A 21683-nucleotide genomic window follows, 5' to 3' on the forward strand; every position below is an offset into this window, starting at 1 on the left:
CCCCCCCCTCGCCGTCGCCCTCCCCAACCCACCATAATCTTCTGGCGGGCGGCTCTTTTGGGGCCCCCCCCCCCCCCCCCCCCCCCCCCCCCCGCGGCCCCCCCCCCCCCCCCCCCCCCCCCCCCACCATTGCGCCCCCTCTCCCTAACCCTCTCCCCGTGGGGAGAGGGGACTGTTCGGCGCTAAGTTAGCGCTTGCTGTCAGCTCCTCCCGGATTGCTCCGGGCTACGGTGCGCACGGCGCACCGCAACGAGATCAAGCGAAACTCAATCGCCCAGTGCCGCCAACTGATCAGCCTGGTATTCGGCAAGCAAAGGTTCGATCACCGCTTCCACGCCACCGGCAATCACTTCATTGAGCGAATACAGGGTCAGGTTGATGCGGTGGTCGGTCACCCGGCCCTGCGGAAAGTTGTAGGTGCGGATGCGCTCGGAGCGGTCGCCCGAGCCCACCAGCAGCTTGCGCGTTTCGGAGATTTCCTTGTGCGCCGCCGCTTCCTGTTGGTCCTGCAGCTTGGCCGCCAGCCAGGCCATGGCCTTGGCGCGGTTCTTGTGCTGCGAGCGCTCTTCCTGACATTCCACCACGGTGCCGGTGGGAATGTGGGTAATGCGGATCGCCGAGTCGGTGGTGTTGACGTGCTGACCGCCGGCGCCGGAGCTGCGATAGGTATCGACGCGCAGATCGGCCGGGTTGATCTCGATGGCGGCCTGTTCGTCCGGCTCCGGCAACACCGCTACGGTGCAGGCAGAGGTATGGATACGGCCTTGGGATTCGGTCTCCGGCACGCGCTGCACGCGATGTGCGCCGGACTCGAACTTGAGCTTGGCGTAGACGTTGTCGCCCTCGACGCGGGCGATCACTTCCTTGAAGCCGCCGTGCTCGCCCTCGTTGGCCGACAGCACCTCGACCCGCCAGCCCTGCCTCTCGGCATAGCGCGAGTACATGCGGAACAGGTCGCCGGAGAAGATCGCCGCCTCGTCGCCGCCGGTGCCGGCGCGCACTTCCAGATAGACGTTGCGGCCGTCATTGGGGTCTTTCGGCAGCAGCATGCGCTGCAGTTTGTCTTCCAGACCGACCAGCACCTCCTTGGCCTGATCCACTTCCAGCTCGGCCATCTCACGCAGATCTGGGTCGCTGTCCTTGAGCAGTGCCTGGGCACCCTCGAGGTCACTCTGTACCTTGCGCAGCTCGCGGAAGGTGGCGATCACCGGCTCGATTTCGGCGTATTCCTTGGAATAGGCGCGGAACTGCGTCTGCTTGGAAATCACCTCGGCATCGCCGAGCAGCGCCGTGAGTTCCTCGAAGCGGTCGCTGAGGTTGTCCAGCTTGTTCAACAGTGAAGCTTTCATTGCAGACCTTTGTCCTGCGGCGCGCTCTCGTCGAGGGCGAACAATTCCTGGGCCAGGCTGAGCGCGTCGACGCGCCCCTCGGCGGTGAGTTTCTTCATGCGTACGCTGGGCGCGTGCAGCAGCTTGTTGGTCAGGCCTCGCGCCAGTTGCGCCAGCACGTCCTCGGGATTGCTGCCATTGACCAGCATGCGCTGGGCCTTGGCCAGTTCCTCGTCGCGCAGGCGTTCGGCCTGCTGGCGGTAGGCCTTGAGCACATCGACCGCAGCCAGCTCGCGCAGGCGCTGCATGAAGTCGTCGGTGCCGGCAGCCACCAGTTCCTCGGCAGCCTGCGCTGCGCCCTGGCGGCTCTTGAGGTTTTCCTCGATGACTTCGTGCAGGTCATCGACGGTATAGAGGTAGACGTCATCCAGCTCGCCCACCTGCGGCTCGATATCGCGTGGCACGGCGATGTCGACCATGAAGATCGGCTTGTGCTTGCGCTTTTTCAGCGCGCTTTCCACCGCACCCTTGCCGAGAATCGGCAACTGGCTGGCGGTGGAGCTGATGACGATGTCGCTGTGCGCCAACTCGTCGGGAATGTCCGAGAGCAGCACGGCATGGGCACCGAATTGCTCAGCCAGCTGGCTGGCACGCTCCAGGGTGCGGTTGGCGACAACGATGCGCTTGATGCCCTGATCGTGCAGATGGCGCGCTACCAGGCTGATGGTCTCGCCAGCACCGATCAGCAACGCCTGGCTGCGGTGCAGGTCGGCGAAGATCTGCTTGGCCAGGCTCACCGCAGCAAAGGCCACGGATACCGGGTTCTCACCAATGGCGGTATCGGTGCGTACGGTCTTGGCGGTACTGAAGGTGGCCTGGAACAGACGCCCGAGCAGCGGGCCGACGGTGCCGGCCTCACGCGCCACGGCATAGGCGGACTTGAGCTGGCCGAGAATCTGCGGCTCGCCCAGCACCATCGAATCCAGCCCGCACGCCACACGCATCATGTGCCGAACCGCATCGTCCTCGCTGTGCACGTAGGCGCAGGCACGCAGTTCGTCGACGCTCAGTCGGTGATAATCGGCCAGCCACTGCAGCACTTCGTCGCTGCTCAGCTGATCCTGCTCCAGGTACAGCTCGCTGCGGTTGCAGGTGGAGAGGATCGCTGCCTCACGGCTGGGCGTCAGCCGACACAGCTGCTGCAACGCCTCGACCAGTTGCTCAGGAGTAAAGGCAACGCGCTCGCGCACCTCTACCGAGGCGGTCTTGTGGTTGATACCGAGGGCGATAAAGGCCATGCAGGGTCGCTGAGGGGCAATACGGGAGCCGGCAATTGTCCTACTTCGCCCCCGAGAGAACAACTCCCGCGACCTATTGTCCCAATAGACAGTTCGCCGCATCGTCCTGGCCAGTGGGCTTGCTCCAAGGCTTGTGTCATGATGCCGCGAACGTCGCAGGGCACGCGCCAGCACGGCCCCCGCCCCGGAATAACGCACGACAAGGCACTATGAACAGACCCCTCGCGTTGCTCACTGCATTCGCCTTCCTCAGCGGCTGCCAAACCTTCGCCCCCAGCGAGCCGGACGGTACGCCGCCGGTACAGGAAGCCGACCAGACCACCCAGCTGGAGCCGAGCGAATACGGCTCGTTCAGCCAGGAAACCCTGTTCGCCCTGCTCACTGCGGAGCTGGCCGGGCAGCGCAATCGCTTCGATATTGCCCTCGGCAACTATGTGCAGCAAGCCAACGCCACTGGCGATGCCGGCGTTGCCGAACGCGCCTTCCGCATTGCCGAGTACCTCGGCGCTGAACAGCCTGCGCTCGATAGCGCACTGATCTGGGCCCGTAACGCGCCGAGCAACATCGATGCGCAACGCGCCGCCGCCGTGCAGTTGGCCCGCGCCGGCCGTTACGACGAATCCATGACCTTTATGGAGCAGGTGCTGCAGCGCCAGGGCGACACCCACTTCGATTTCCTCGCCCTGTCCGCCGCAGAAACCGACCCGGACACCCGCGCAGGGCTGCTGCAAGGCTTCGACCGCCTGCTAAGCAAGAACCCGGACAACAGCCAGTTGCTGTTCGGCAAGGCCATCCTGCTGCAACAGGACGGCCGCGCCGAAGAGGCCCTGGAACTGCTCGAAGACAGCGCTGCGAGCACCAACGAGGTGTCGCCGATCCTGCTGCGCGCTCGCCTGCTGCAGAGCCTCGACCGCGGCAAAGAGGCCATGCCACTGCTGCAGAAAGGCATCCGCAACAACCCCGAAGACAAGCGCCTGCGCCTGACCTACGCGCGCCTGCTGGTCGAGCAGGATCGCCTCGACGACGCCAAAGGCGAATTCTCCAAGCTGGTGCAGGAAAACCCCAACGACGACGACCTGCGTTTCTCCCTGGCCCTGGTGTGCCTGGAAGCCGAAGCCTGGGAAGAAGCCATCGTTTATCTGGAAGAGCTGGTCGAACGCCGCAGCCATGTCGATGCCGCGCACTACAACCTTGGCCGCGCTTATGAGGCGCTGAACGACAACGACAGCGCCCTGCAGGAATACGCCCAGGTCGGTCCGAGCAACGACTATCTGCCGGCCCAGCAACGCCAGGCCGAACTGCTGTTCGCCCAACAGCGCATCGACGAAGCCAGCGCGCGCCTGGCCCAGGCACGCGCCGCGCAGCCCGATTACGCCATCCAGCTGTACCTGATCGAAGCCGAAGGCCTGAGCAATCGCCGCCAGGTCGAGCCGGCCTGGAAAGTGATCAACGAGGGCCTGGAGCAGTATCCCAACGACCTCAATCTGCTCTACACCCGCGCCATGCTCGCGGAAAAGCGCGACGACCTGGCCCAGCTAGAAACCGACCTGCGCTACATCATCCAGCGCGAGCCGGAACACGCCATGGCACTCAATGCCCTCGGCTACACCTTGGCCGACCGCACCACGCGCTATGAAGAAGCGCGCGAGCTGATCGAGAAAGCGCACCAGCTCAACCCGGACGATCCGGCGATTCTCGACAGCCTTGGCTGGGTCAACTACCGCCTGGGCAACCTCGACGAGGCCGAGCGCCTGCTGCGCCAGGCCCTGGAGAAATTCCCCGACCACGAAGTCGCCGCGCACCTCGGCGAAGTGCTCTGGACCCAGGGCAAACAGCGCGAAGCCAAACGCGTTTGGCGCGACGCGTTCGCCGATGCGCCAGACAGCCCCATTCTGCGTGACACGCTGTTGCGCCTAACCGGTTCCGAGACTCTTTGATGCTTCGTCACCTACTCGTATTCAGCCTTATCGCCCTGCTTGCCGGTTGCGCCGGCCTTACCTCGCACGAAGCGCTGGAAGGCCAGGGCGACCCGGCCAAATGGAAGGCTCACAAGCAGCAGATCACCCAGCTCGATGGCTGGCAGATCAACGGCAAGATCGGCATTCGCGCCCCGCAAGACTCCGGCAGCGCCACGCTGTTCTGGCTGCAGCGCCAGGATTACTACGACATTCGCCTGTCCGGCCCGCTCGGTGGCGGCGCCGCCCGCCTGACCGGCCGCCCGGGTGACATCCTGCTGGAAGTGTCCAACCGTGGCCGCTACCGCGCCGAATCACCGGAAGACCTGCTGCGCGAGCAACTGCGCCTGGACCTGCCGGTGTCCAACCTGCTCTGGTGGATTCGCGGCCTGCCCGCCCCGGAAAGCCGCAGCCGCATCACCCTCGATGGCGAAAGCCACCTGGCGCAGCTGGAACAGGACGGCTGGAAGGTCGAGTACCAACGCTACACCGAGCAAAACGGCTACGCCCTGCCCGAACGCCTGAAGCTTTACGGCCAGGACCTGGAAGTGACCCTGGTGATCAAGGACTGGCAGCCGCGACAGTTGGGGCAGTAACGCCCCATCGCCCTCTCCCCCGGCCCCTCTCCCATAAATGGGAGAGGGGAGCTCAACGCATCACGCTAGTTCTCTTGCAGCACCGTAGCCCGGATGAAATCCGGGAAACCCGGCGCCCCTCTCCCCGGATTGCATCCATGCTACGAACTGAGCATTTCGCGGCTAAAGCCGCTCCTACAGGGGGAGGCTGCGCTTTTGTAGGAGCGGCTGGGCGGCATTCCGTTTTAGCCGCGATGCTCCTCTGACGCACCTGCCGATGCATTTCCCGAATACAATCGCCCCCATCTCGCGACGACGCCCAGCCCTGACCATGACCGCCATCCCCACCCACGCCGAACTGATCCTCCCCGCCCCTGCCAAGCTCAACCTGATGCTGCATATCCTCGGCCGTCGCGCCGATGGCTATCACGAGCTGCAGACCCTGTTTCAGTTTCTCGACCACGGCGATGAGCTTGGCTTCAGCGTCCGCCAGGATGGCGAAATCCACCTGCATACGCCCATCGACGGCGTGCCACATGACAGCAACCTGATCGTGCGCGCCGCCAGGCGTTTGCAGGAAGTTTCAGGCACCGCGCTGGGCGCCGATATCTGGCTGGACAAACGCCTGCCCATGGGCGGCGGCATCGGCGGTGGCAGTTCGGACGCTGCCACCACTCTGCTCGGCCTCGACCACCTGTGGCATACCCAATTGGGCGAAGATCGCCTGGCCGAACTGGGTCTGGCCCTGGGCGCCGATGTGCCGGTATTCGTGCGCGGTCGCGCGGCCTTTGCCGAGGGCGTTGGCGAGCGTCTGACGCCCGTCGAACTGGAGGAACCCTGGTTCCTCGTCGCCGCGCCGCAAGTCTTTGTAAGCACAGCAGAAGTTTTCGGCTCGCCCGAGTTGACACGGGATACGCCGCCCATTAAAGTTCGCAGCCTTCTTGCGGGGGGTGGTCGAAACGACTGCCAGCCGGTCGTAGAGAAGCGTTACCCTGAAGTTCGTAACGCTTTGATCTTGTTGAACAAATTTGTTCAGGCTAGATTGACCGGCACTGGAGCTTGCATATTTGGGAGCTTCCCAAATAGGGACGATGCTGATAAAGTCGCCCGCCAACTTCCAGGCACTCTGCCGAGTTTTGTCGCTCAAGGTCGCAACATTTCGATGCTGCACCGCAGGCTCCAAGCATTGGCCAAGAAGTGAATGCTCAGCATTCGGTTATACGATACAGGGGCGTCGCCAAGCGGTAAGGCACCAGGTTTTGATCCTGGCATGCGTTGGTTCGAATCCAGCCGCCCCTGCCATAACCTCCTCCGGGAGGCATCGCAAACCGAGTCAAGCAGCATTCGATACTGAATATAGGGGCGTCGCCAAGCGGTAAGGCACCAGGTTTTGATCCTGGCATGCGTTGGTTCGAATCCAGCCGCCCCTGCCATTTTCCATACCCATCCAGGTATACCCCCAGCCGGCAGGTACTGCGCGTGTCCAAGATGATGGTCTTCACGGGGAACGCAAACCCCGATCTGGCGCGACGGATCGTTCGTCAGCTGCACATTCCCCTCGGCGATGCGTCGGTCGGTAAGTTCTCCGACGGCGAAATCATGATCGAAATCAACGAAAACGTCCGCGGTAAGGACGTCTTCCTGATTCAGCCGACCTGTGCACCCACCAACGACAACCTGATGGAACTGGTCGTGATGGCTGATGCCTTCCGCCGTTCCTCGGCGACTCGCATCACCGCAGTCATTCCCTACTTCGGCTACGCCCGTCAGGATCGCCGCCCGCGTTCTGCACGTGTGGCGATCAGCGCCAAGGTAGTGGCCGACATGCTCACCGTGGTCGGTATCGACCGCGTGCTGACCGTCGACCTGCACGCTGACCAGATCCAGGGCTTCTTCGACATTCCGGTGGACAACATCTACGGCTCCCCGGTCCTGGTCGATGACATCGAAGACCAGCGCTTCGACAACCTGATGATCGTCTCCCCCGATATCGGCGGCGTCGTTCGTGCCCGCGCCGTGGCCAAGAGCCTGGGCGTCGACCTGGCGATCATCGACAAGCGTCGTGAGAAAGCCAACCAGTCCGAAGTGATGCACATCATCGGTGACGTCGAAGGCCGTACCTGCATCCTGGTCGACGACATGGTCGACACCGCCGGTACCCTGTGCCACGCCGCCAAAGCGCTGAAAGAGCGCGGTGCCGCCAAGGTCTACGCCTACTGCACCCACCCGGTGCTGTCCGGCCGCGCCATCGAGAACATTGAAAATTCGTCGCTGGACGAGCTGGTGGTCACCAACACCATCCCGCTGTCCGCAGCAGCGCAGTCTTGCTCGCGTATTCGCCAGCTCGACATCGCCCCGGTCGTCGCCGAAGCGGTTCGCCGCATCAGCAATGAAGAATCGATCAGCGCGATGTTCCGTTAAGGAACCCGCTGACGTTAAGCGCCCCGCCTCGTGCGGGGCTTTTTGCCCTACCGCCCGAGGCTGGTCGCAAGCCAGAAGGCGGTTTGGTTATTTTGGAGAAGTGAAATGACTGTTGAATTTGCCCTGAATGCCGAAGTGCGTTCCGACCTGGGGAAAGGTGCGAGCCGCCGCCTGCGTCGTAACGTGTCCATGGTCCCTGCCGTGATCTACGGTGGCGACAAAGCCCCGCAATCCATCAGCCTGCTGGCCAAAGACCTGGCCAAGCTGCTGGAAAACGAAGCTGCCTTCAGCCACGTCCTGAGCCTGGACGTTGCCGGCACCAAAGAAAACGTACTGATCAAAGCCCTGCAGCGCCACCCGGCCAAAGGCTTCGTTCTGCACGCTGACTTCGTTCGCGTCGTTGCCGGCCAGAAACTGACCGCCCACGTACCGCTGCACTTCATCAACGAAGCCAGCTCCGTTGGCGTCAAGCAAGGCGGCGGCGAAGTTCTGCACGCCCTGAACGAAGTCGAAGTTTCCTGCCTGCCGAAAGACCTGCCGGAATTCATCGAAGTCGACATGGCTGCGGTCGCTGTTGACCAGACCGTTCACCTGTCCGACATCAAGCTGCCGAAAGGCGTTGAGCTGGTTGCTCTGGCCCACGGCAGTGACCTGCCGGTAGCCAGCATCCACCTGCCGCGCGTTCGTGAAGAAGCTGCCGGCGAAGGCGCTGCCGAGTAATCGTCAGTAGCTGGCCCGGCATGCGATCACGCCGGGCCATGTTCACGAAAGGGCTCCTGTATGACTGCCGTACAACTGATCGTTGGCCTGGGTAACCCCGGCCCCGAATACGACCAGACCCGGCACAATGCAGGGGCCCTTTTCGTTGAGCGCGTGGCCGCCAGCCAGCGCGCCAACCTCTCCGTAGATCGCAAATATTTCGGCCTGGTGGGCAAGTTCGTCCATCAGGGGCGCGAAGTTCGTCTACTCATCCCCACCACCTACATGAACCGCAGCGGCCAGTCCGTGGCGGCCTTGGCCAATTTCTTCAAGCTCAAGCCTGAAGAGATCCTGGTGGCCCACGACGAACTCGACATGCCACCCGGCGTCGCCAAGCTCAAACAGGGCGGCGGCCACGGTGGGCACAACGGCCTGCGCGACATCATCGCCCAGCTCGGTAACCAGAATAACTTCCATCGCCTGCGGCTCGGCATCGGCCACCCGGGGCACGCCAGCCTGGTCTCCGGCTACGTACTCGGACGCGCCCCACGCAGCGAACAGGAACTGCTCGAGCAGAGCATCGACTTCGCCTTGGACGTCCTGCCGGAAATACTCGCCGGCGACTGGACCGTGGCCATGCGCAAACTGCATAGCCAGAAGGCCACCAAGTAACCACCTTTCCCCCGAGGGACACATCATGGGATTCAACTGCGGCATCGTCGGCCTGCCCAACGTCGGCAAGTCCACCCTGTTCAACGCCCTCACCAAGTCCGGCATCGCCGCAGAAAACTTCCCCTTCTGCACCATCGAGCCGAACAGCGGCATCGTGCCCATGCCCGACCCGCGCCTGGATGCCCTGGCCGAGATCGTCAAACCCGAGAAGGTCATCCCCACCACCATGGAATTCGTCGACATCGCCGGCCTGGTAGCAGGCGCGTCGAAAGGTGAAGGCCTGGGCAACAAGTTCCTCGCCAACATCCGCGAGACCGACGCCATCGCCCATGTGGTGCGCTGCTTCGAAGACGAGAACGTCATCCACGTGGCCAACAGCGTCGACCCCAAGCGCGACATCGAGATCATCGACCTCGAACTGATCATGGCCGACCTCGACAGCTGCGAGAAGCAGCTGCAGCGCGTGGCTCGTACCGCCAAAGGTGGCGACAAGGAATCCGTGGCGCAAAAGGCCCTGCTGGAAAAGCTCATCCCCCACCTCACCGAAGGCAAGCCGGCACGCAGCCTGCTCAAAGACCTGGGTGACGACGAGAAGCGCCTGGCCAAGACCTTCCACCTGCTCACCACCAAGCCGGTGATGTACATCGCCAACGTCGCCGAAGACGGCTTCGAGAACAACCCGCTGCTCGACGTGGTGCAAGCCATCGCCGACGCAGAAGGCGCCATCGTCGTACCGGTGTGCAACAAGATCGAAGCCGAGATCGCCGAACTGGACGATCTCGAAGAGATGCAGATGTTCCTCGAAACCATGGGCATGGAAGAGCCTGGCCTGAACCGCGTGATCCGTGCCGGTTACTCCCTGCTCAACCTGCAGACCTACTTCACCGCAGGCGTGAAGGAAGTACGCGCCTGGACCGTCAAAGTCGGCGCCACCGCCCCGCAGTCGGCTGCCGCCATCCACACCGACTTCGAAAAAGGCTTCATCCGCGCCGAAGTCATCGCCTACGACGACTTCATCCAGTACAAGGGCGAAGCCGGCGCCAAGGAAGCCGGAAAATGGCGCCTGGAAGGCAAGGACTACATCGTCAAAGACGGCGACGTGATGCACTTCCGCTTTAACGTTTGATCGTTGTAAGCAGTGCGTGAACAGAACCCCGCCTTGGCGGGGTTTTGTTGTTTTTGGGGTGGGGAATTGATGGATTAGGGCTGGCGGGAGCTGGGCATTATGAAAAAGCGCCACCTCCCTCGGTAGAAGCTGGAAGCCTGTAAAAACGGGGCTTTCGCCAGTGCCGGCTATTGGCTAGTATCCATTGCATGGTGTTTTGAGGCAGAAAGGGGACACCCCTTTGCCTGATCCGTGGCGCTCCTGGGTCAGCCAGCACGCCCTCCCCTGCATGGAAGCTGCCGCATGACTCGACTCCTCCTTGCCCTGTTCGCCATCCTACCGCTGATCTGCTCTGCGGAAATCTACAAGTGGACGGATGAGAGCGGGCGCGTTCACTTCGGTGACAAGCCAAAGGACAAGGATCAAGCCGAGCAGCTCTCGCCCAAGATCAACTCCTACGAAAGCGTCAGCTACGAATCCTTCACGCCAGCCCAAGGCGCGACATCGCAGCGCGTCATCATGTATTCAGCTGCTTGGTGTGGCTACTGCAAGCAGGCCCGCCAGTATTTCCGGCGTAACGGCATCAGCTTCGTCGAATACGACATCGAGAAAAACCAGAATGCTCGCAGAGCCTATAACGCTATTGGCGGTAATGGTGTGCCCGTCATATTAGTCGGGAGCAAGCGACTGAATGGATTTACTACTGTAGATTTTCAGAGTATTTACCCGTGACACTCTACAAGAGAAACATATTTCTCCCGACTTTCACCTAGGACTTCTTGTGACTATAAAAATAGCAATAACCCTTATTGACGCAACGAAAAGAGAGTGGGAATTCACAAACATAAAAGAACTAAGGGCCTTCATCCAGAAAGAGTTAGGTTTCTGGACAAATAGCAGTTCATCCTCGTCATTAAACCAGGGCAACACTAGAAAACACCCTTACTTTGACTGTATAAACTTTTTTCAAACTGCATTAGATACAACATCAACATGGGAAGAAAAGCTTGACTCATGGGATGACCAAGCTTATAGAGCTGCATACCAAGAACTGTATAGAAATTCCTTGCAGCATCTATCTCCAAGATGGATATGGAGCGGGCATCCATTCACAGCTCAATTTATTGACTGCCAAGCAACCTATGGATTACAGGCCGCATCAGCATTCTCTAGCTTTGTAATCGAGAAGAAGATAGTAGACACAACTACTCAAGCAGGTTTCATAGGAACAGTTATAGCATATGAATTTCTTCTTCAAGGCTCAGAAATAGCAAAGCGTCGAACTGGCGAGAAGAAATCTATATCTCAGCTCAGGAACAATCTAGATTCAGCAACTTCCAGCGTAATACGTGAGACAGACGAACTAAAGACAGGATTCAAAGACTGGCTTGAAAACAAAAAAACGGAACTAGAAGCCGTATTAGAAGAAGAAAAAACAGCTCACACAACGCAACTCGGTGATCAGAGAGATAAATTCTCCGACTACATGGACACATGCAGCTCTAGAATTCAAGAACTAGAGAACTTATACCAAGAAAAACTCAGACTAGAAAAGCCAGCCCAATACTGGCGAGATTCAGCAAAAAAATATGGCCTACATGGAGCACTATGGGCTCTAGCACTAATTGCAGCGATTTTACTGGGCCTAGTTTACTTTCATGACTTCTTCACCACTTGGCTACAGGGAAAAGAGGTCAATTTAAAACTAAACACCCTTCAAGGCGTTGTAATTTTCGGCTCAATAGTAGCGGTATATGCATTTCTTGCTAGAACTTTAGCAAAGCTCACGTTTAGCTCATTCCACCTAATGCGAGACGCCGAGGAACGCGAGCAATTGACTTACTTATATTTATCTCTAAGTGAGAGCGGAAAAATCGATGAATCTTCTAGAGACATTATTCTTCAGGCTCTATTTAGCAGGTCTGACACTGGGCTATTGTCATCGGATTCAGGCCCAACGATGCCAGGAATCGTCGAGGCAATCCGTTCAGGCGAGCGACCCAATCGGTAGACTGTTTTTTATTTAATCAGCAGGACTGACCGCTTAAAGGGAAAAAGGGGCGGGTTTATTCTCTGCCCCCATTAGTTAGCGCTTTGATGAACAATAGGGGACAAACAATAGGGGACAGACCACGATTAACTGTATGCGCCACCAAGCAACCACCACTCAAGTTACTAATCCCTCACCCGCTTTCTACGGGCCGACACCACTGGGGCGGTCATACATACCGCCGTCCACACAGCTACTAATAGCTTGTTACCAAGCACCACCACGCTATTGGTCATAAACCCAGCTATAAGCGCTACAACCACCCAATCGTACAGATAGGGCTGCCTTAGTCCTAGAAGCGGATTCCAGCGTTTTGACAAGAGGCTTAGCCAGATAATGGATGCGAAACACGTGAGGCAGTAGAAACCTGTGTAGAGGCTTCCGTAAAAGCTGAACCCGATATAAAGCAAGCCGCTTACAGCGCTGCCTGCCACGATTGAAAAGCCTAGGTTGTTACGCCTTTCGAGAGCTTCGAGTGTGATCATTGCTTGCCGTCCTTGACCTGCTTGTGGGCGTCGCACCGCTTAGCGAAATCCTGCGTAATCATTGCCCGGCGTTTGGATTGGTGAGATACCGGCTTGTCTGTTGAGAAGAAAAGGGGACAGATTTATTTATCCCACTGTCAACCATGCTCAGATATCACGTCACCATAAGGCGACGTGATCATGCTCTGACCCAGATTCATCGGATGATAGCGCTCGGCCAGCCCCAAAACCAACACGCACTCACCGCTCAACGCATCAGCCTGCTGGAATGGCAAGGCGATCTGTGGATCGCCCTGCGTGACATGCCGCGCTTCGCCCCGCCCTCCCCACCCGGCGAGCGCTCGTTGTGCGCCCTGCTCAATCGCTGGTGGCGCTGATGGCGAACCTGACCATCCGCATCGACGAAGAGCTCAAACAACGCTTGCGTCCCGCAATGGGCGCTCGATGGCGGAGGAGGTGCGGCAGATGCTGCGTGAAGCACTCATGCACCAGCAACCAAGCCCACCGGCCGTCGCGCCTGAGTTTTACGGGACTTGCCCTTGCAGCGCGAACAACCTAATATCTCCCAAAATGGGAGAAAGCTAGTGCATGTCATTTCGAGAGGGACACTCAGAACATTCTGGGAGAGCAGCCCTGCTTATGCCGATGCTCAGTCACCCATGGTCGAGTGGTACAGGCATATGGAAAAGGCTACATACCGCACGCCACAGGAGCTGAAGGCCGAATTGCGCACAGCCAGCATTCTCAAGGGGAGTCGAGTGGTGTTCAACATTGCGGGAAACAAGTACCGGATAATTCTTGCCATCGACTATCAACGACAATTGGCCAAGGTGCGCTTCGTTGGCACTCATGCCCAATACGACCAAATTGACGCGGAGACTGTCTGATGAACATCAAGCCCATTCGCACCGAGCAAGACTACACAGCGTCGATGGCGCGCATTGACGAGCTGTGGGGCGCAGAGATCGGTACGCCTGAAGGTGATGAACTCGAAGTGCTGGCTCTACTTGTGAGCAAATACGAAGACGAGCACGCCCCGATGCCGCCGTCCGACCCTATCGAAGCCATCAAATTTCGTATGGATCAGCAAGGCTTGACGCCGCGCGACCTCGAGCCGTTCATTGGCTCCAGCGGTCGAGTTTCCGAAGTATTGAACCGCAAGCGAAAATTGAGCCTGGCTATGATCAGGCGCCTGCATGACGGCCTGCGTATCCCCTATGAAAGTTTGCTGGCGGACGTGGCCTGACGGCTCGGGGTGAAGGATTTTCATCAGTTCTTTCACAGTGAACGGCCACTGGCGGCTGACGTTCGAGCTTCGCGACGGAAACGCTTATGTCCCGGACTATGAGGATTACCACTGATGAACATGCCCCCCATCCCGGTGAGTTCATCACCAATTTCTACCTGGAGCCCAACGGCATTAGCGGCCGTGAGTTGGCCGAAAAGCTAGGCGTAGCACCCTCGACACTGAGTCGCACAAACGAAAAGGGGACAGATTTATTTAGCGCTCATGCCGATGGACTCACCACGCCTCTAAACACCATCGACAATCTGAATGCGAGCAACTAATCTGCCGGCCTTTCGCCATCAAGGATGAACCACGTGAAAACACTGCTACTACTGATCGCCATCGCCGCCGGTGGCTATTACGTCTATAACGAGCACTTCTCCGTTGCCGCCATCACGGTCGATAGCTACCAAGCTTTGCTGAAGAAGGCAGAGGCCACAAGCGTAAGCCTTGATGAAGTGAAGCTCGGCGCCAACAACCTTGCGGCATTTATATGCAGCGACCCCAGCTATCAGGTTACAGGCGGCTCGACGCCTGCAAACTGCATGGCGCGTTACGAGAACTATCGGGAAATGTGCGAGAACCGCATCTTTGGCCAGTCCCCTCAGAGCTTTGCCAGCAAGGCCGAGGTGATCACTATCGCCAAGCGCTACACCTCATGCGTGGGAGCGATCGGCAGCTAAGCGAAAAAGGCGCCATTCTGGCGCCTTTTCATTGGGCAAATAAAAAGGGGCTAGCTTGCGCTAACCCCTTGAAATTTATGGTGGCTACACCGGGACTTGAACCTGGGACATCAGCATTATGAATGCTGCGCTCTAACCAACTGAGCTATGTAGCCAACGGCGCGCATTGTCCGCGTCTCGCCTATCGCTGTCAACCCCAGATCATCGATAAATTTACGTTTTATCAAGCGGTTAGGCTTCGCGGGTAGCGACTCGCTGAATCACTCGTTTCTGAGCCTGCGGCTCGCCCCTCAACCGCTCGGACGGTGCTTGCGGCGCTGTCGGACGATGCCGGAAAATCCGCCTCCAGCAGGCTGCAGCGCCGTCGCGCGCTGGCCCATGAACCAGGAGAGCACCTTGAGAGCGAGAGACGACTTCGACGATCTGCGGGCGGAGCGTGATATGCCGACGCATTACCGCAACGAACCCAACCGCCATGCCGGGCTGTGGAAGCAGATCGCGGTTGGCATCGTCGTCGGCTACAGCGTGTTGGGCATCCTCAGCGCGGTTGCCTGGATGCTTGTCGCCCAGGTTGCGATGAGTGGTATGTCGATCACCCTGCCCTGACAGGCTGTTGAAAAACTACCTACGTTGGCAATACTGCGTTAAAAACGCCCTCAAAATGCTCATTTACAGCACGTAAACTCCGCTTTTTCGGTCGTTTTTGCCTTGTCTTGCCTACCTCGCCTACGTTTTTCAACGGCCTGCTAGCGCCCGCACCATTGCCCTTCACAGGGCACGCCATCGTTGTCGCCGTCCATCTTGGTGCCGGGGCAGTTGCGCAGGAAGAAGGTGGCTTCGTCGCAGGAGGTCATCTGCGAGCAGTGGGTGCGGCCATCGCAGCGATATTGCTTGCTGGCGACCTGGGTTGCGGGTTGGCTGATCGAGGGTGAAGGGCGCAGGCTGTCCAGCGAGAAGCTGGACGAGCCGGGCTGAGTGACCACCGGGTTGTCCATCACCGAGCCATCGCTGGCGATGTTGCTGATGATCGGGCTGCCAGGCTTGCTCAGGTAGAACTGCCAGAAGGCGGCGCCCAGCAGCAGAATGATGATCAGCTTCTTCATTGCACAGTCCCTTGCCGGTTTCGGTGTTTGCCAGTATTGGCTCGCCGCGCAGACAAATCCAGAGCGGGGCATTGGCACTTGCCATCCCCTGCCCGCCTCTTCATCCTGCCCCATTGTTTACCCTGCGAGCCCTGTCATGACGCCCATCCAGAATCTCGGCCTGGCGCTATTCGTTGTGCTTTCCATCGGTTTCGCCATCGGCCACAAGACCGAATGCAGCGATGGCCGCGTGGTTGAAACCTATCTTGCCAAAGGGTTGGCTTCGCAGTTGCTGGGGCATGATCTTTGCCAGCAACCCTGAACAACCGTCATTAAGGAATGATGTGATGAAACAGTTCGCCTTGCTTGTCAGCCTTGGCCTTCTCGGCGCTTGCGCCAACCTGGGTTCGCAGCCACCGGTGCCGGTCACTTCGCCCGTGGTGCAGGCCTTTCGCGATATCTGCCTGCAGACGGCGCCGAGCTTTGCCGAGGCGCATCGCGTGGCGCGGCAGCATGGCGTTACCGAGATGACCGATATGGGCTTCGCCACCATCGGCTTCAATGCGGACAAGAGCCTGAGCATTCAGGTGAAGGTCAGCCATGAATGCGTGGTGACCAGTGAGGCGCAGGAGGATGACAGCCTGACTCGCCAATTGCTCAGCGCAGCGGCGATCAACGCCGGCACCACGTTGCCGCGCAAGGTACCGGTGAAGCTGATGATCGCCGGGCAGCCGTTCATCCTGATGCACGATCGCGAAGGCGGAGAAGCCTTCGTGATGCTGAAGCCGGAATAATGAAGGGATCGCCGTAGGGCGGATGACGCCTTTTTCATCCGCCGCCGCTGCCATCCTCTCCCCAGAGCCGCGTTCGGCGGGGTGCCGGCAGACTTACGGCGTTTTCAGCCCTCTCCCCCAACCCCTCTCCCATAAATGGGAGAGGGGAGCAAAGCGCGCAGGACCTTATGTGAACAGCGTTTCGCTAATCGGGGGTATTTTCAGGCGCTTTTGCCTGGCCGCGTGGCGAGCAGCAGGCCGCCGAAGATCATCGCGGCGCCCAGCCAGTGGTAGACCTGCAGGCTCTCATTCAACAGCACCCAGCCCAGCAATGCGGTGAATACCGGCATGACGTAGTTGGTCAGCGCCGCCTTGGCCGCACCGATCACGCGGATACCGTGGTTCCAGGCCAGGTAGGCCAGCAACGAAGCGAATACAGCGGTGTAGGCGACGGCCGAGAGGTTGGCGACGTTGAACGCCAGGTGCGCGCCCTGGCTCAGCTCGTAGAGATAGAACGGCAGGATCAGCGGCACGCCGAGCAGGATGAATGCCCCCAGCAGCGCCAGCGGTGGAATCGGCTGCAGATATGCCGCCCAGCGCCGCAGCAGCAGCGAATACAACGCCCAGTCGACCACAGCCAGCAGCATGATCAGGTCGCCCTGATTGAACGACAGGCTGGCCAGGCGGCTCCATTGCCCCTGGCTGATCAACACCGCCAGCCCCGCCACGGCCACCAGCATGCCCCACCAGGCACGGCGCGCCGGCCATTCGTTGAGCAATAGCCCGGCGCCGATGAAGGTCACCAGCGGCAGGCAGGTGTTGACCAGCGAGATGTTGATCGCCGCAGTGGTCTGCGCAGCGCAGTAGAGCAGTGAGTTGTAGCCGGCGATGCCCAGCGCCCCGAGCACTAGCAGGCGCCAGGCTGCATGACGGAGGGCTGCGCGGTGACGCCACAGCGGCACGGCAACGAAGGGCAGCAGTAATGCCAACGCCAGGCACCAGCGCCAGAACGACAGGGTGAACGGCGCGATTTCACCGGCAAAGGCGCGCGCCACCAGGGCGTTGCCGGACCAGCAAAGGTTGGCCAGCAGCAGGCCGAACAGCGCCAGCGGGCGCGAATGATTGAGTGTATTCATAAGGCGAGCACCGCGCCGTTGGCGCGGCCTTTATCCGGGCGAGGGTTGGACGGTTGAGCACGGTCACCGAGCAGGCAGTGCTGAGCGATCATTGCGTAGCTTCCGAATCAGGCGGCTTTGCACGATACGGAGGCACGCAAGGCTTGGCAAGGTGGCGGACCCTCGGGTGCGCCATGCGCACCAAGCCAACGGAGTCATGACGTTCAGCCGGGCGCGCCCGGAAACTATGGGCGCGTTGTGCGAGCTTGAAGGCCGAGTAGCGCGTCATTCCCGCTGCGCGCGGCGCTCCCTGCGGCCGTCAACGCCGACTGCGGCAGCGCAGCGGGCGGCTTAGCAACCAGAGAATCAGCAGCACGCAGGCCAGAATCACGGCACTGGCGCCCCATTGCATCGGCCCGGCCAGGCGGAACATATCGGCCGGATGCAGGCTCGGCGCGCGGATCATGCGCGCTTCGGCTGCCGCGCCGGTGGTGGGAATGTCGGCCAGGCCGTCACCGTCGAGATCCGGCAGGCTGCGGATATGGTCGAGCAACACCTGCCATTCCTTGAGTTCCTGCACGCCTTCTTTATTCGGGTCCTGGTCGACGATGGCGTCTTCGATACGCGGCAATGGGCGGCCCTCGGCGTCCTTGGGGATGACGTCGAGCAAACCCTTGGTCAACTCCGGCACCAGCCAGGTGAAACTGCCAACGTAGCTGGTGGCACCGATGCTGTAGAGACGCGTGTCGTCAAGATCCAGGTCGCGGTAACCCTTGACCGCATCACCGATCTCGATGCGGCTGACGCGGTCGAACGGCACGCGCCAGGGGTTGTAGGTAAAGCGCACGCCGGAAACGCGCGGGTAATAGCTCTGGCTGTCACGCAGTTGATAGGCGAGTAGCAGCACTTCCAGCAGCGACTTGATTTCGCGCGCGCTGACGTAGGCCTTGATCATCGGGTAGCCGGGCTCGTCGTCGAACTCGCCGATGCCCAGCGGAGCGATACGGAACAGGTCGGAGACGTCCTGCACGCCGTTGCGGCCCTTGAGCAGGTCATCGCGAATGGTGCCGTTGCCGGTGAACGCCAGGTCGGCATCGACTGCATGACGCAGCGCATCGGTCACCAGATTTGCCAGGGTCTGATCGGTGAAATCGCGACCCAGGCTCTGGTCGACCTTGGCCAGCGGCTGGTCGAATCGGTAGCCCTTGGGAGTGAGCATCCGCTCGCTGACCACCTGCTTGAAGTCTTCCACCTTGGCGGTGATGGCGGCGTCGCCGGCGATGCTGTCGTTGACCGGATGCAGGCGGTAGTCGCGCACACGCGGTACGCCGTCGTCGCCAAGGGTCATGCGCAGTTCGCCGAGGTACTGGATTTCCGAACCGGCCTGCACCACCGGGGTGTGTCCGTTGACCAGCACCGGCTGCGGCAGGGCCACGTGCGAGTGGCCGCCGACGACGATATCGATGCCCGGCACCTGCTCGACCAGCTCCACTTCCTCACCGCGCCAGTTGCCATCGGCCTGCTGGGTAACGCCCATGTGCGACAGCAGAATGACCACCTCGGCGCCGTCCTCGCGCAGCTTGGCCACGGTATCCCTGGCAGTGGCGACCGGGTCGGCGAAGGTCAGCGGCTTGATCATCGGACTGACGGCCACGGCATCGTTGCCGAGCAGGCCAAACAGGCCGAAGCGGATGCCACCGCGCTCGATCAGCTTGTACGGCAGGATGCGCCCGGCGTCGGCTTGTGCCTGGAGGCTGTCGTCGGCCTTGCTGGTCGGATCGAAACGCATGTTGCTCGACAGCAGCGGCACCAGCGCGTCGCCCTTGGCCTTGTGCGCGGCGCTGATCATCGCGGCGAGCCCGGCCGGGCGGAAGTCGAATTCGTGGGTGCCGATCACTGCCGCGTCGTAGCCCAGCTCACTCATCAGACGCAGTTCGCTGCCCATTTCGCGGGCGATGGTGTGAAACAACGTACCCATGGTGAAGTCGCCGCCGTCGAGCAGCAGCAGAGGCTCTTCGCCGGCTGCCGCGCGGCGCTCGTTCAACAAGGTGGCCAGGCGCGCGACGCCGCCAACGGTGTCGTCATCGTTCACCGTCGCCGGGGTGTATTCGTTATTGGGGCCGAAACCGAGCAGGCGCGACTGCCAGTCGTTGCTGTGCAGGATGGTGAAGCTGCGCTCGGCAGCGGTCAGCGGCGTGGCGGCCAGCAGGCCGGCGAGCAGGAGTGAGGGGAACAGGCGCATGGACGATCCTTGACGATGACTGCGCACAGTATGGAGCAGGCCCTGGCGCCAGACAGCGACCAATCGAGACGCCCTTTGTCGCCAATCGAGTCAGGCAATTGATTGCCCCAGATCAGCGCCCAAGCCAGGCGGCGAGACTAAGCTGTAATCAGGACGGCAACGTGGAGAAGCGCCATGGACCACTATCACCTGATGCTGATGCTGATGCTGCTGATCGGTGGCTTTCTGCTGTTGGGCGTCGGCTTCAACTTCCGCGAGCACGAATGGGGCGTACGCGTGCTGGGTTTGGGCGTATTGCTGATGCTGGTACCGATTGCGTTGCGGGTGCATCTGGCGCTGGCGTAGAACCGCTCTTGTAGGAGCCAGCACCGTAGGGTGCGCCATGCGCACCGAGCGATGTTGATGATGTCGCTGTCTATTCGAGCGCGGTGTAGCGAAGGGTCGGTGCGCGCGGCGCACCCTACGGGCGCTGCCAACGCTCGGCGGCGCTCTGGTCGCTGCAGCGGCCTTCGACCCAGCGCGGGCCTTGGCTGGTGTCTTCCTTCTTCCAGAACGGCGCGCGGGTCTTCAGGTAATCCATGATGAAGTTGCAGGCATCGAACGATGCCTGGCGGTGAGCACTGCTGGTGCCGACGAAGACGATGGGTTCGCCAGGTTCCAGACGACCGATGCGGTGGATGATCTCGATGCCCAGCAGCGGCCAGCGCTCGCGCGCCTCATCGGCGATCTTGCCCAGAGCCTTTTCGGTCATGCCGGGGAAGTGCTCGAGGAACATGCCACCGACTTCGCGGCCATCATTGAAATCGCGCACGTAGCCGACGAAGGTGACCACCGCGCCGATGCCGAGGTTGGCGGCATGCAGGGCGTTGAGCTCGCTGCCGGGATCGAAGGGTTGGGCTTGGACGCGGATGGTCATGAGGATCTCGTTTGCTCGAAATGGTGGGCTAAAGCCCACCCTACAGAATCGAAGCGCATCGCTGGTAGAGTCGCCCGGCGATCAACCGCCGGTAACGGTGGGGAAGAAGGCGACTTCATCGCCCTCGGTCAGCGGCTCGTCGAGGCTGCACAGTTCCTGGTTGCGCGCGCACATCAGGTTCTGCTCACCCAGCACTTCCCATTCGCCACCACGGGCCACCAAGTGCAGGCGTACGTCGTCGAGGGTGGCGAAGTCGCCGCTCAGTTGTTCATCGTCACGGCCCAGGGCTTCACGGTAGCGGGCGAAGTATTGCACGCGGATCATGCTTGTTCCTCCAGCTTGTAGTGACCGCTCTTGCCGCCGAGCTTTTCCAGCAGGCGCACCTGCTCGATGACCATGCCACGATCCACGGCCTTGCACATGTCATAGATGGTCAGCGCGGCGACGCTGGCGGCAGTCAGTGCTTCCATCTCGACACCGGTTTGCCCGGACAGTTTGCAACGGGCAGTGATATGCACGCTGGCGTCGCCTTCGGCGCGCAGCTCGACCTTGACGCCGGTGAGCATAAGCGGATGGCAAAGGGGGATCAGGTCGCTGGTTTTCTTCGCGGCCTGGATGCCGGCGATACGCGCCACGGCGAATACGTCGCCCTTGGGGTGCTCACCGGCAACGATCATCTGCAGGGTGGCGGGCAGCATGCGCACGCGCGCTTCTGCGGTGGCTTCGCGGAAGGTGGTCGCCTTGTCGGTGACGTCGACCATGTGCGCGCGGCCTTGGGAATCGAGGTGGGTCAGCACGGGAAAGCTCCTGGCGGGAATCGGCCGATTGTAAACCTGCAGGTCAGGATTTCGTAGCCCGGATGAAATCCAGGGCCAGAGTGGCAAAACTCCCCGGATTTCATCCGGGCTACTGGCTAGATTCGGCTACACAACTGCAGCGGCGGATTTATCCGCGATCATCGCGGCTGAAGCCGCTCCCACGGGCCCTGCAGAAATT

The 21683-nt window shown here is 60.6% G+C and carries 25 protein-coding genes and 3 tRNA genes; 19 read left to right on the forward strand and 9 right to left on the reverse strand.

Annotated features, from left to right (window positions below):
* Nucleotides 1-266 precede the first annotated feature (266 nt).
* Entirely contained in the window at nt 267-1349 is a 1083-nt protein-coding gene (prfA, locus tag EGJ86_RS16970) for a peptide chain release factor 1 (RefSeq protein WP_125835898.1), read from the reverse strand.
* Nucleotides 1346-2626, reverse strand: coding sequence for a glutamyl-tRNA reductase (gene hemA / locus EGJ86_RS16975; RefSeq protein ID WP_125835899.1), 1281 nt, complete (start codon nt 2624-2626; stop codon nt 1346-1348). The genes prfA and hemA overlap by 4 nt, the downstream gene beginning before the upstream one ends.
* A gap of 209 nt (nt 2627-2835) precedes the next feature.
* On the opposite strand from hemA, the gene EGJ86_RS16980 reads away from it, so the two are divergent.
* From EGJ86_RS16980 to EGJ86_RS17060, 15 genes are all read left to right on the forward strand, one after another.
* Nucleotides 2836-4563 (forward strand): tetratricopeptide repeat protein, encoded by a 1728-nt coding sequence (locus EGJ86_RS16980; RefSeq protein WP_125835900.1) that lies wholly within the window; start codon nt 2836-2838, stop codon nt 4561-4563.
* Nucleotides 4560-5177: a lipoprotein insertase outer membrane protein LolB gene (gene lolB, locus EGJ86_RS16985; RefSeq protein ID WP_099522356.1), complete on the forward strand. Its 618-nt coding sequence runs from the start codon at nt 4560-4562 to the stop codon at nt 5175-5177. The genes EGJ86_RS16980 and lolB overlap by 4 nt, the downstream gene beginning before the upstream one ends.
* 310 nt (nt 5178-5487) lie before the next feature.
* A complete protein-coding gene (gene ispE, locus EGJ86_RS16990; protein ID WP_125835901.1) occupies nt 5488-6357 on the forward strand; it encodes a 4-(cytidine 5'-diphospho)-2-C-methyl-D-erythritol kinase in 870 nt (289 codons plus the stop codon).
* Between the two features lie 26 nt (nt 6358-6383).
* Nucleotides 6384-6458, forward strand: a tRNA-Gln gene (locus EGJ86_RS16995).
* A 56-nt stretch (nt 6459-6514) separates the two neighbouring features.
* Nucleotides 6515-6589, forward strand: a tRNA-Gln gene (locus EGJ86_RS17000).
* Nucleotides 6590-6635: 46 nt separating this feature from the next.
* Nucleotides 6636-7577, forward strand: coding sequence for a ribose-phosphate pyrophosphokinase (locus tag EGJ86_RS17005; protein WP_106732851.1), 942 nt, complete (start codon nt 6636-6638; stop codon nt 7575-7577).
* Between the two features lie 105 nt (nt 7578-7682).
* Nucleotides 7683-8297, forward strand: a complete 615-nt coding sequence (locus EGJ86_RS17010; RefSeq protein ID WP_099522359.1) for a 50S ribosomal protein L25/general stress protein Ctc — start codon at nt 7683-7685, stop codon at nt 8295-8297.
* Between the two features lie 60 nt (nt 8298-8357).
* Complete coding sequence (gene pth, locus EGJ86_RS17015) at nt 8358-8948, forward strand: aminoacyl-tRNA hydrolase (RefSeq protein ID WP_099522360.1); 591 nt, start codon at nt 8358-8360, stop codon at nt 8946-8948.
* Between the two features lie 25 nt (nt 8949-8973).
* Nucleotides 8974-10074, forward strand: coding sequence for a redox-regulated ATPase YchF (ychF, locus tag EGJ86_RS17020; protein ID WP_125835902.1), 1101 nt, complete (start codon nt 8974-8976; stop codon nt 10072-10074).
* Nucleotides 10075-10356: 282 nt separating this feature from the next.
* Nucleotides 10357-10785: a glutaredoxin family protein gene (locus EGJ86_RS17025; protein ID WP_125835903.1), complete on the forward strand. Its 429-nt coding sequence runs from the start codon at nt 10357-10359 to the stop codon at nt 10783-10785.
* A 49-nt stretch (nt 10786-10834) separates the two neighbouring features.
* On the forward strand, nt 10835-12064 hold the full coding sequence (locus EGJ86_RS17030; protein WP_125835904.1) for a DUF6161 domain-containing protein: 1230 nt from the start codon (nt 10835-10837) through the stop codon (nt 12062-12064).
* A gap of 727 nt (nt 12065-12791) precedes the next feature.
* Nucleotides 12792-12965, forward strand: a complete 174-nt coding sequence (locus EGJ86_RS25005) for a hypothetical protein (protein WP_158620905.1) — start codon at nt 12792-12794, stop codon at nt 12963-12965.
* 207 nt (nt 12966-13172) lie between these two features.
* Nucleotides 13173-13475: a type II toxin-antitoxin system HigB family toxin gene (locus EGJ86_RS17040; protein ID WP_125835936.1), complete on the forward strand. Its 303-nt coding sequence runs from the start codon at nt 13173-13175 to the stop codon at nt 13473-13475.
* A complete protein-coding gene (locus EGJ86_RS17045; protein ID WP_125835906.1) occupies nt 13475-13834 on the forward strand; it encodes a type II toxin-antitoxin system HigA family antitoxin in 360 nt (119 codons plus the stop codon). Before EGJ86_RS17040 ends, EGJ86_RS17045 begins: the two co-directional genes overlap by 1 nt.
* A 356-nt stretch (nt 13835-14190) precedes the next feature.
* A complete protein-coding gene (locus EGJ86_RS17060) occupies nt 14191-14559 on the forward strand; it encodes a hypothetical protein (RefSeq protein ID WP_125835907.1) in 369 nt (122 codons plus the stop codon).
* Nucleotides 14560-14637: 78 nt separating this feature from the next.
* Here the strand turns inward: EGJ86_RS17060 and EGJ86_RS17065 are convergent.
* Nucleotides 14638-14714, reverse strand: a tRNA-Met gene (locus EGJ86_RS17065).
* Nucleotides 14715-14937: 223 nt separating this feature from the next.
* Between EGJ86_RS17065 and EGJ86_RS17070 the strand changes: the two genes are divergently transcribed.
* Complete coding sequence (locus tag EGJ86_RS17070; RefSeq protein ID WP_125835908.1) at nt 14938-15165, forward strand: hypothetical protein; 228 nt, start codon at nt 14938-14940, stop codon at nt 15163-15165.
* A 140-nt stretch (nt 15166-15305) separates the two neighbouring features.
* Here the strand turns inward: EGJ86_RS17070 and EGJ86_RS17075 are convergent, their stop codons facing one another.
* Nucleotides 15306-15662, reverse strand: coding sequence for an excalibur calcium-binding domain-containing protein (locus tag EGJ86_RS17075; RefSeq protein WP_125835909.1), 357 nt, complete (start codon nt 15660-15662; stop codon nt 15306-15308).
* Here EGJ86_RS17075 and EGJ86_RS25660 point away from each other — a divergent pair.
* The gene (locus tag EGJ86_RS25660; RefSeq protein ID WP_125835910.1) at nt 15646-15963 is read left to right on the forward strand and encodes a hypothetical protein; all 318 of its coding nucleotides are present in this window, start codon (nt 15646-15648) and stop codon (nt 15961-15963) included. The genes EGJ86_RS17075 and EGJ86_RS25660 overlap by 17 nt on opposite strands.
* A gap of 25 nt (nt 15964-15988) precedes the next feature.
* Nucleotides 15989-16435: a hypothetical protein gene (locus EGJ86_RS17085; protein WP_125835911.1), complete on the forward strand. Its 447-nt coding sequence runs from the start codon at nt 15989-15991 to the stop codon at nt 16433-16435.
* A 200-nt stretch (nt 16436-16635) separates the two neighbouring features.
* On the opposite strand, the gene EGJ86_RS17090 is transcribed toward EGJ86_RS17085, so the two are convergent.
* Together EGJ86_RS17090 and EGJ86_RS17095 are read right to left on the reverse strand one after the other, a co-directional pair.
* Nucleotides 16636-17550 carry a DMT family transporter gene (locus EGJ86_RS17090; RefSeq protein WP_125835912.1) on the reverse strand — a complete coding sequence of 305 codons (915 nt, stop codon included), beginning with the start codon at nt 17548-17550 and terminating at the stop codon, nt 16636-16638.
* Nucleotides 17551-17848: 298 nt separating this feature from the next.
* Nucleotides 17849-19771 (reverse strand): bifunctional UDP-sugar hydrolase/5'-nucleotidase, encoded by a 1923-nt coding sequence (locus EGJ86_RS17095; RefSeq protein WP_125835913.1) that lies wholly within the window; start codon nt 19769-19771, stop codon nt 17849-17851.
* A gap of 174 nt (nt 19772-19945) precedes the next feature.
* Between EGJ86_RS17095 and EGJ86_RS25115 the strand changes: the two genes are divergently transcribed.
* Nucleotides 19946-20116 (forward strand): hypothetical protein, encoded by a 171-nt coding sequence (locus EGJ86_RS25115; protein WP_177432864.1) that lies wholly within the window; start codon nt 19946-19948, stop codon nt 20114-20116.
* A gap of 115 nt (nt 20117-20231) precedes the next feature.
* Here EGJ86_RS25115 and moaE read toward each other — a convergent pair whose 3' ends face one another.
* From moaE to moaC, 3 genes are all read right to left on the reverse strand, one after another.
* A complete protein-coding gene (gene moaE, locus EGJ86_RS17100; RefSeq protein WP_099522376.1) occupies nt 20232-20687 on the reverse strand; it encodes a molybdopterin synthase catalytic subunit MoaE in 456 nt (151 codons plus the stop codon).
* 81 nt (nt 20688-20768) lie between these two features.
* Nucleotides 20769-21011, reverse strand: coding sequence for a MoaD/ThiS family protein (locus tag EGJ86_RS17105; protein ID WP_099522377.1), 243 nt, complete (start codon nt 21009-21011; stop codon nt 20769-20771).
* Nucleotides 21008-21484, reverse strand: a complete 477-nt coding sequence (gene moaC / locus EGJ86_RS17110; RefSeq protein WP_125835914.1) for a cyclic pyranopterin monophosphate synthase MoaC — start codon at nt 21482-21484, stop codon at nt 21008-21010. The genes EGJ86_RS17105 and moaC overlap by 4 nt, the downstream gene beginning before the upstream one ends.
* Nucleotides 21485-21683 lie beyond the last annotated feature (199 nt).

Origin of the sequence: Pseudomonas sp. o96-267 (genome assembly GCF_003935465.1) — a bacterium.
GTDB lineage: Bacteria > Pseudomonadota > Gammaproteobacteria > Pseudomonadales > Pseudomonadaceae > Aquipseudomonas > Aquipseudomonas sediminis.

Coding starts and splice junctions, on each gene's coding strand:
- EGJ86_RS17045 (WP_125835906.1), top strand. CDS start 13,475: ATGAACATCAAGCCCATTCGCACCGAGCAAGACTACACAGCGTCGATG.
- EGJ86_RS17090 (WP_125835912.1), bottom strand. CDS start 17,550: ATGAATACACTCAATCATTCGCGCCCGCTGGCGCTGTTCGGCCTGCTG.
- EGJ86_RS17010 (WP_099522359.1), top strand. CDS start 7,683: ATGACTGTTGAATTTGCCCTGAATGCCGAAGTGCGTTCCGACCTGGGG.
- EGJ86_RS17095 (WP_125835913.1), bottom strand. CDS start 19,771: ATGCGCCTGTTCCCCTCACTCCTGCTCGCCGGCCTGCTGGCCGCCACG.
- EGJ86_RS25660 (WP_125835910.1), top strand. CDS start 15,646: ATGATCAGCTTCTTCATTGCACAGTCCCTTGCCGGTTTCGGTGTTTGC.
- EGJ86_RS17025 (WP_125835903.1), top strand. CDS start 10,357: ATGACTCGACTCCTCCTTGCCCTGTTCGCCATCCTACCGCTGATCTGC.
- prfA (WP_125835898.1), bottom strand. CDS start 1,349: ATGAAAGCTTCACTGTTGAACAAGCTGGACAACCTCAGCGACCGCTTC.
- ispE (WP_125835901.1), top strand. CDS start 5,488: ATGACCGCCATCCCCACCCACGCCGAACTGATCCTCCCCGCCCCTGCC.
- EGJ86_RS25115 (WP_177432864.1), top strand. CDS start 19,946: ATGGACCACTATCACCTGATGCTGATGCTGATGCTGCTGATCGGTGGC.
- EGJ86_RS25005 (WP_158620905.1), top strand. CDS start 12,792: ATGATAGCGCTCGGCCAGCCCCAAAACCAACACGCACTCACCGCTCAA.
- EGJ86_RS17105 (WP_099522377.1), bottom strand. CDS start 21,011: ATGATCCGCGTGCAATACTTCGCCCGCTACCGTGAAGCCCTGGGCCGT.
- EGJ86_RS17070 (WP_125835908.1), top strand. CDS start 14,938: ATGAACCAGGAGAGCACCTTGAGAGCGAGAGACGACTTCGACGATCTG.
- ychF (WP_125835902.1), top strand. CDS start 8,974: ATGGGATTCAACTGCGGCATCGTCGGCCTGCCCAACGTCGGCAAGTCC.
- EGJ86_RS16980 (WP_125835900.1), top strand. CDS start 2,836: ATGAACAGACCCCTCGCGTTGCTCACTGCATTCGCCTTCCTCAGCGGC.
- pth (WP_099522360.1), top strand. CDS start 8,358: ATGACTGCCGTACAACTGATCGTTGGCCTGGGTAACCCCGGCCCCGAA.
- EGJ86_RS17075 (WP_125835909.1), bottom strand. CDS start 15,662: ATGAAGAAGCTGATCATCATTCTGCTGCTGGGCGCCGCCTTCTGGCAG.
- moaE (WP_099522376.1), bottom strand. CDS start 20,687: ATGACCATCCGCGTCCAAGCCCAACCCTTCGATCCCGGCAGCGAGCTC.
- hemA (WP_125835899.1), bottom strand. CDS start 2,626: ATGGCCTTTATCGCCCTCGGTATCAACCACAAGACCGCCTCGGTAGAG.
- EGJ86_RS17085 (WP_125835911.1), top strand. CDS start 15,989: ATGAAACAGTTCGCCTTGCTTGTCAGCCTTGGCCTTCTCGGCGCTTGC.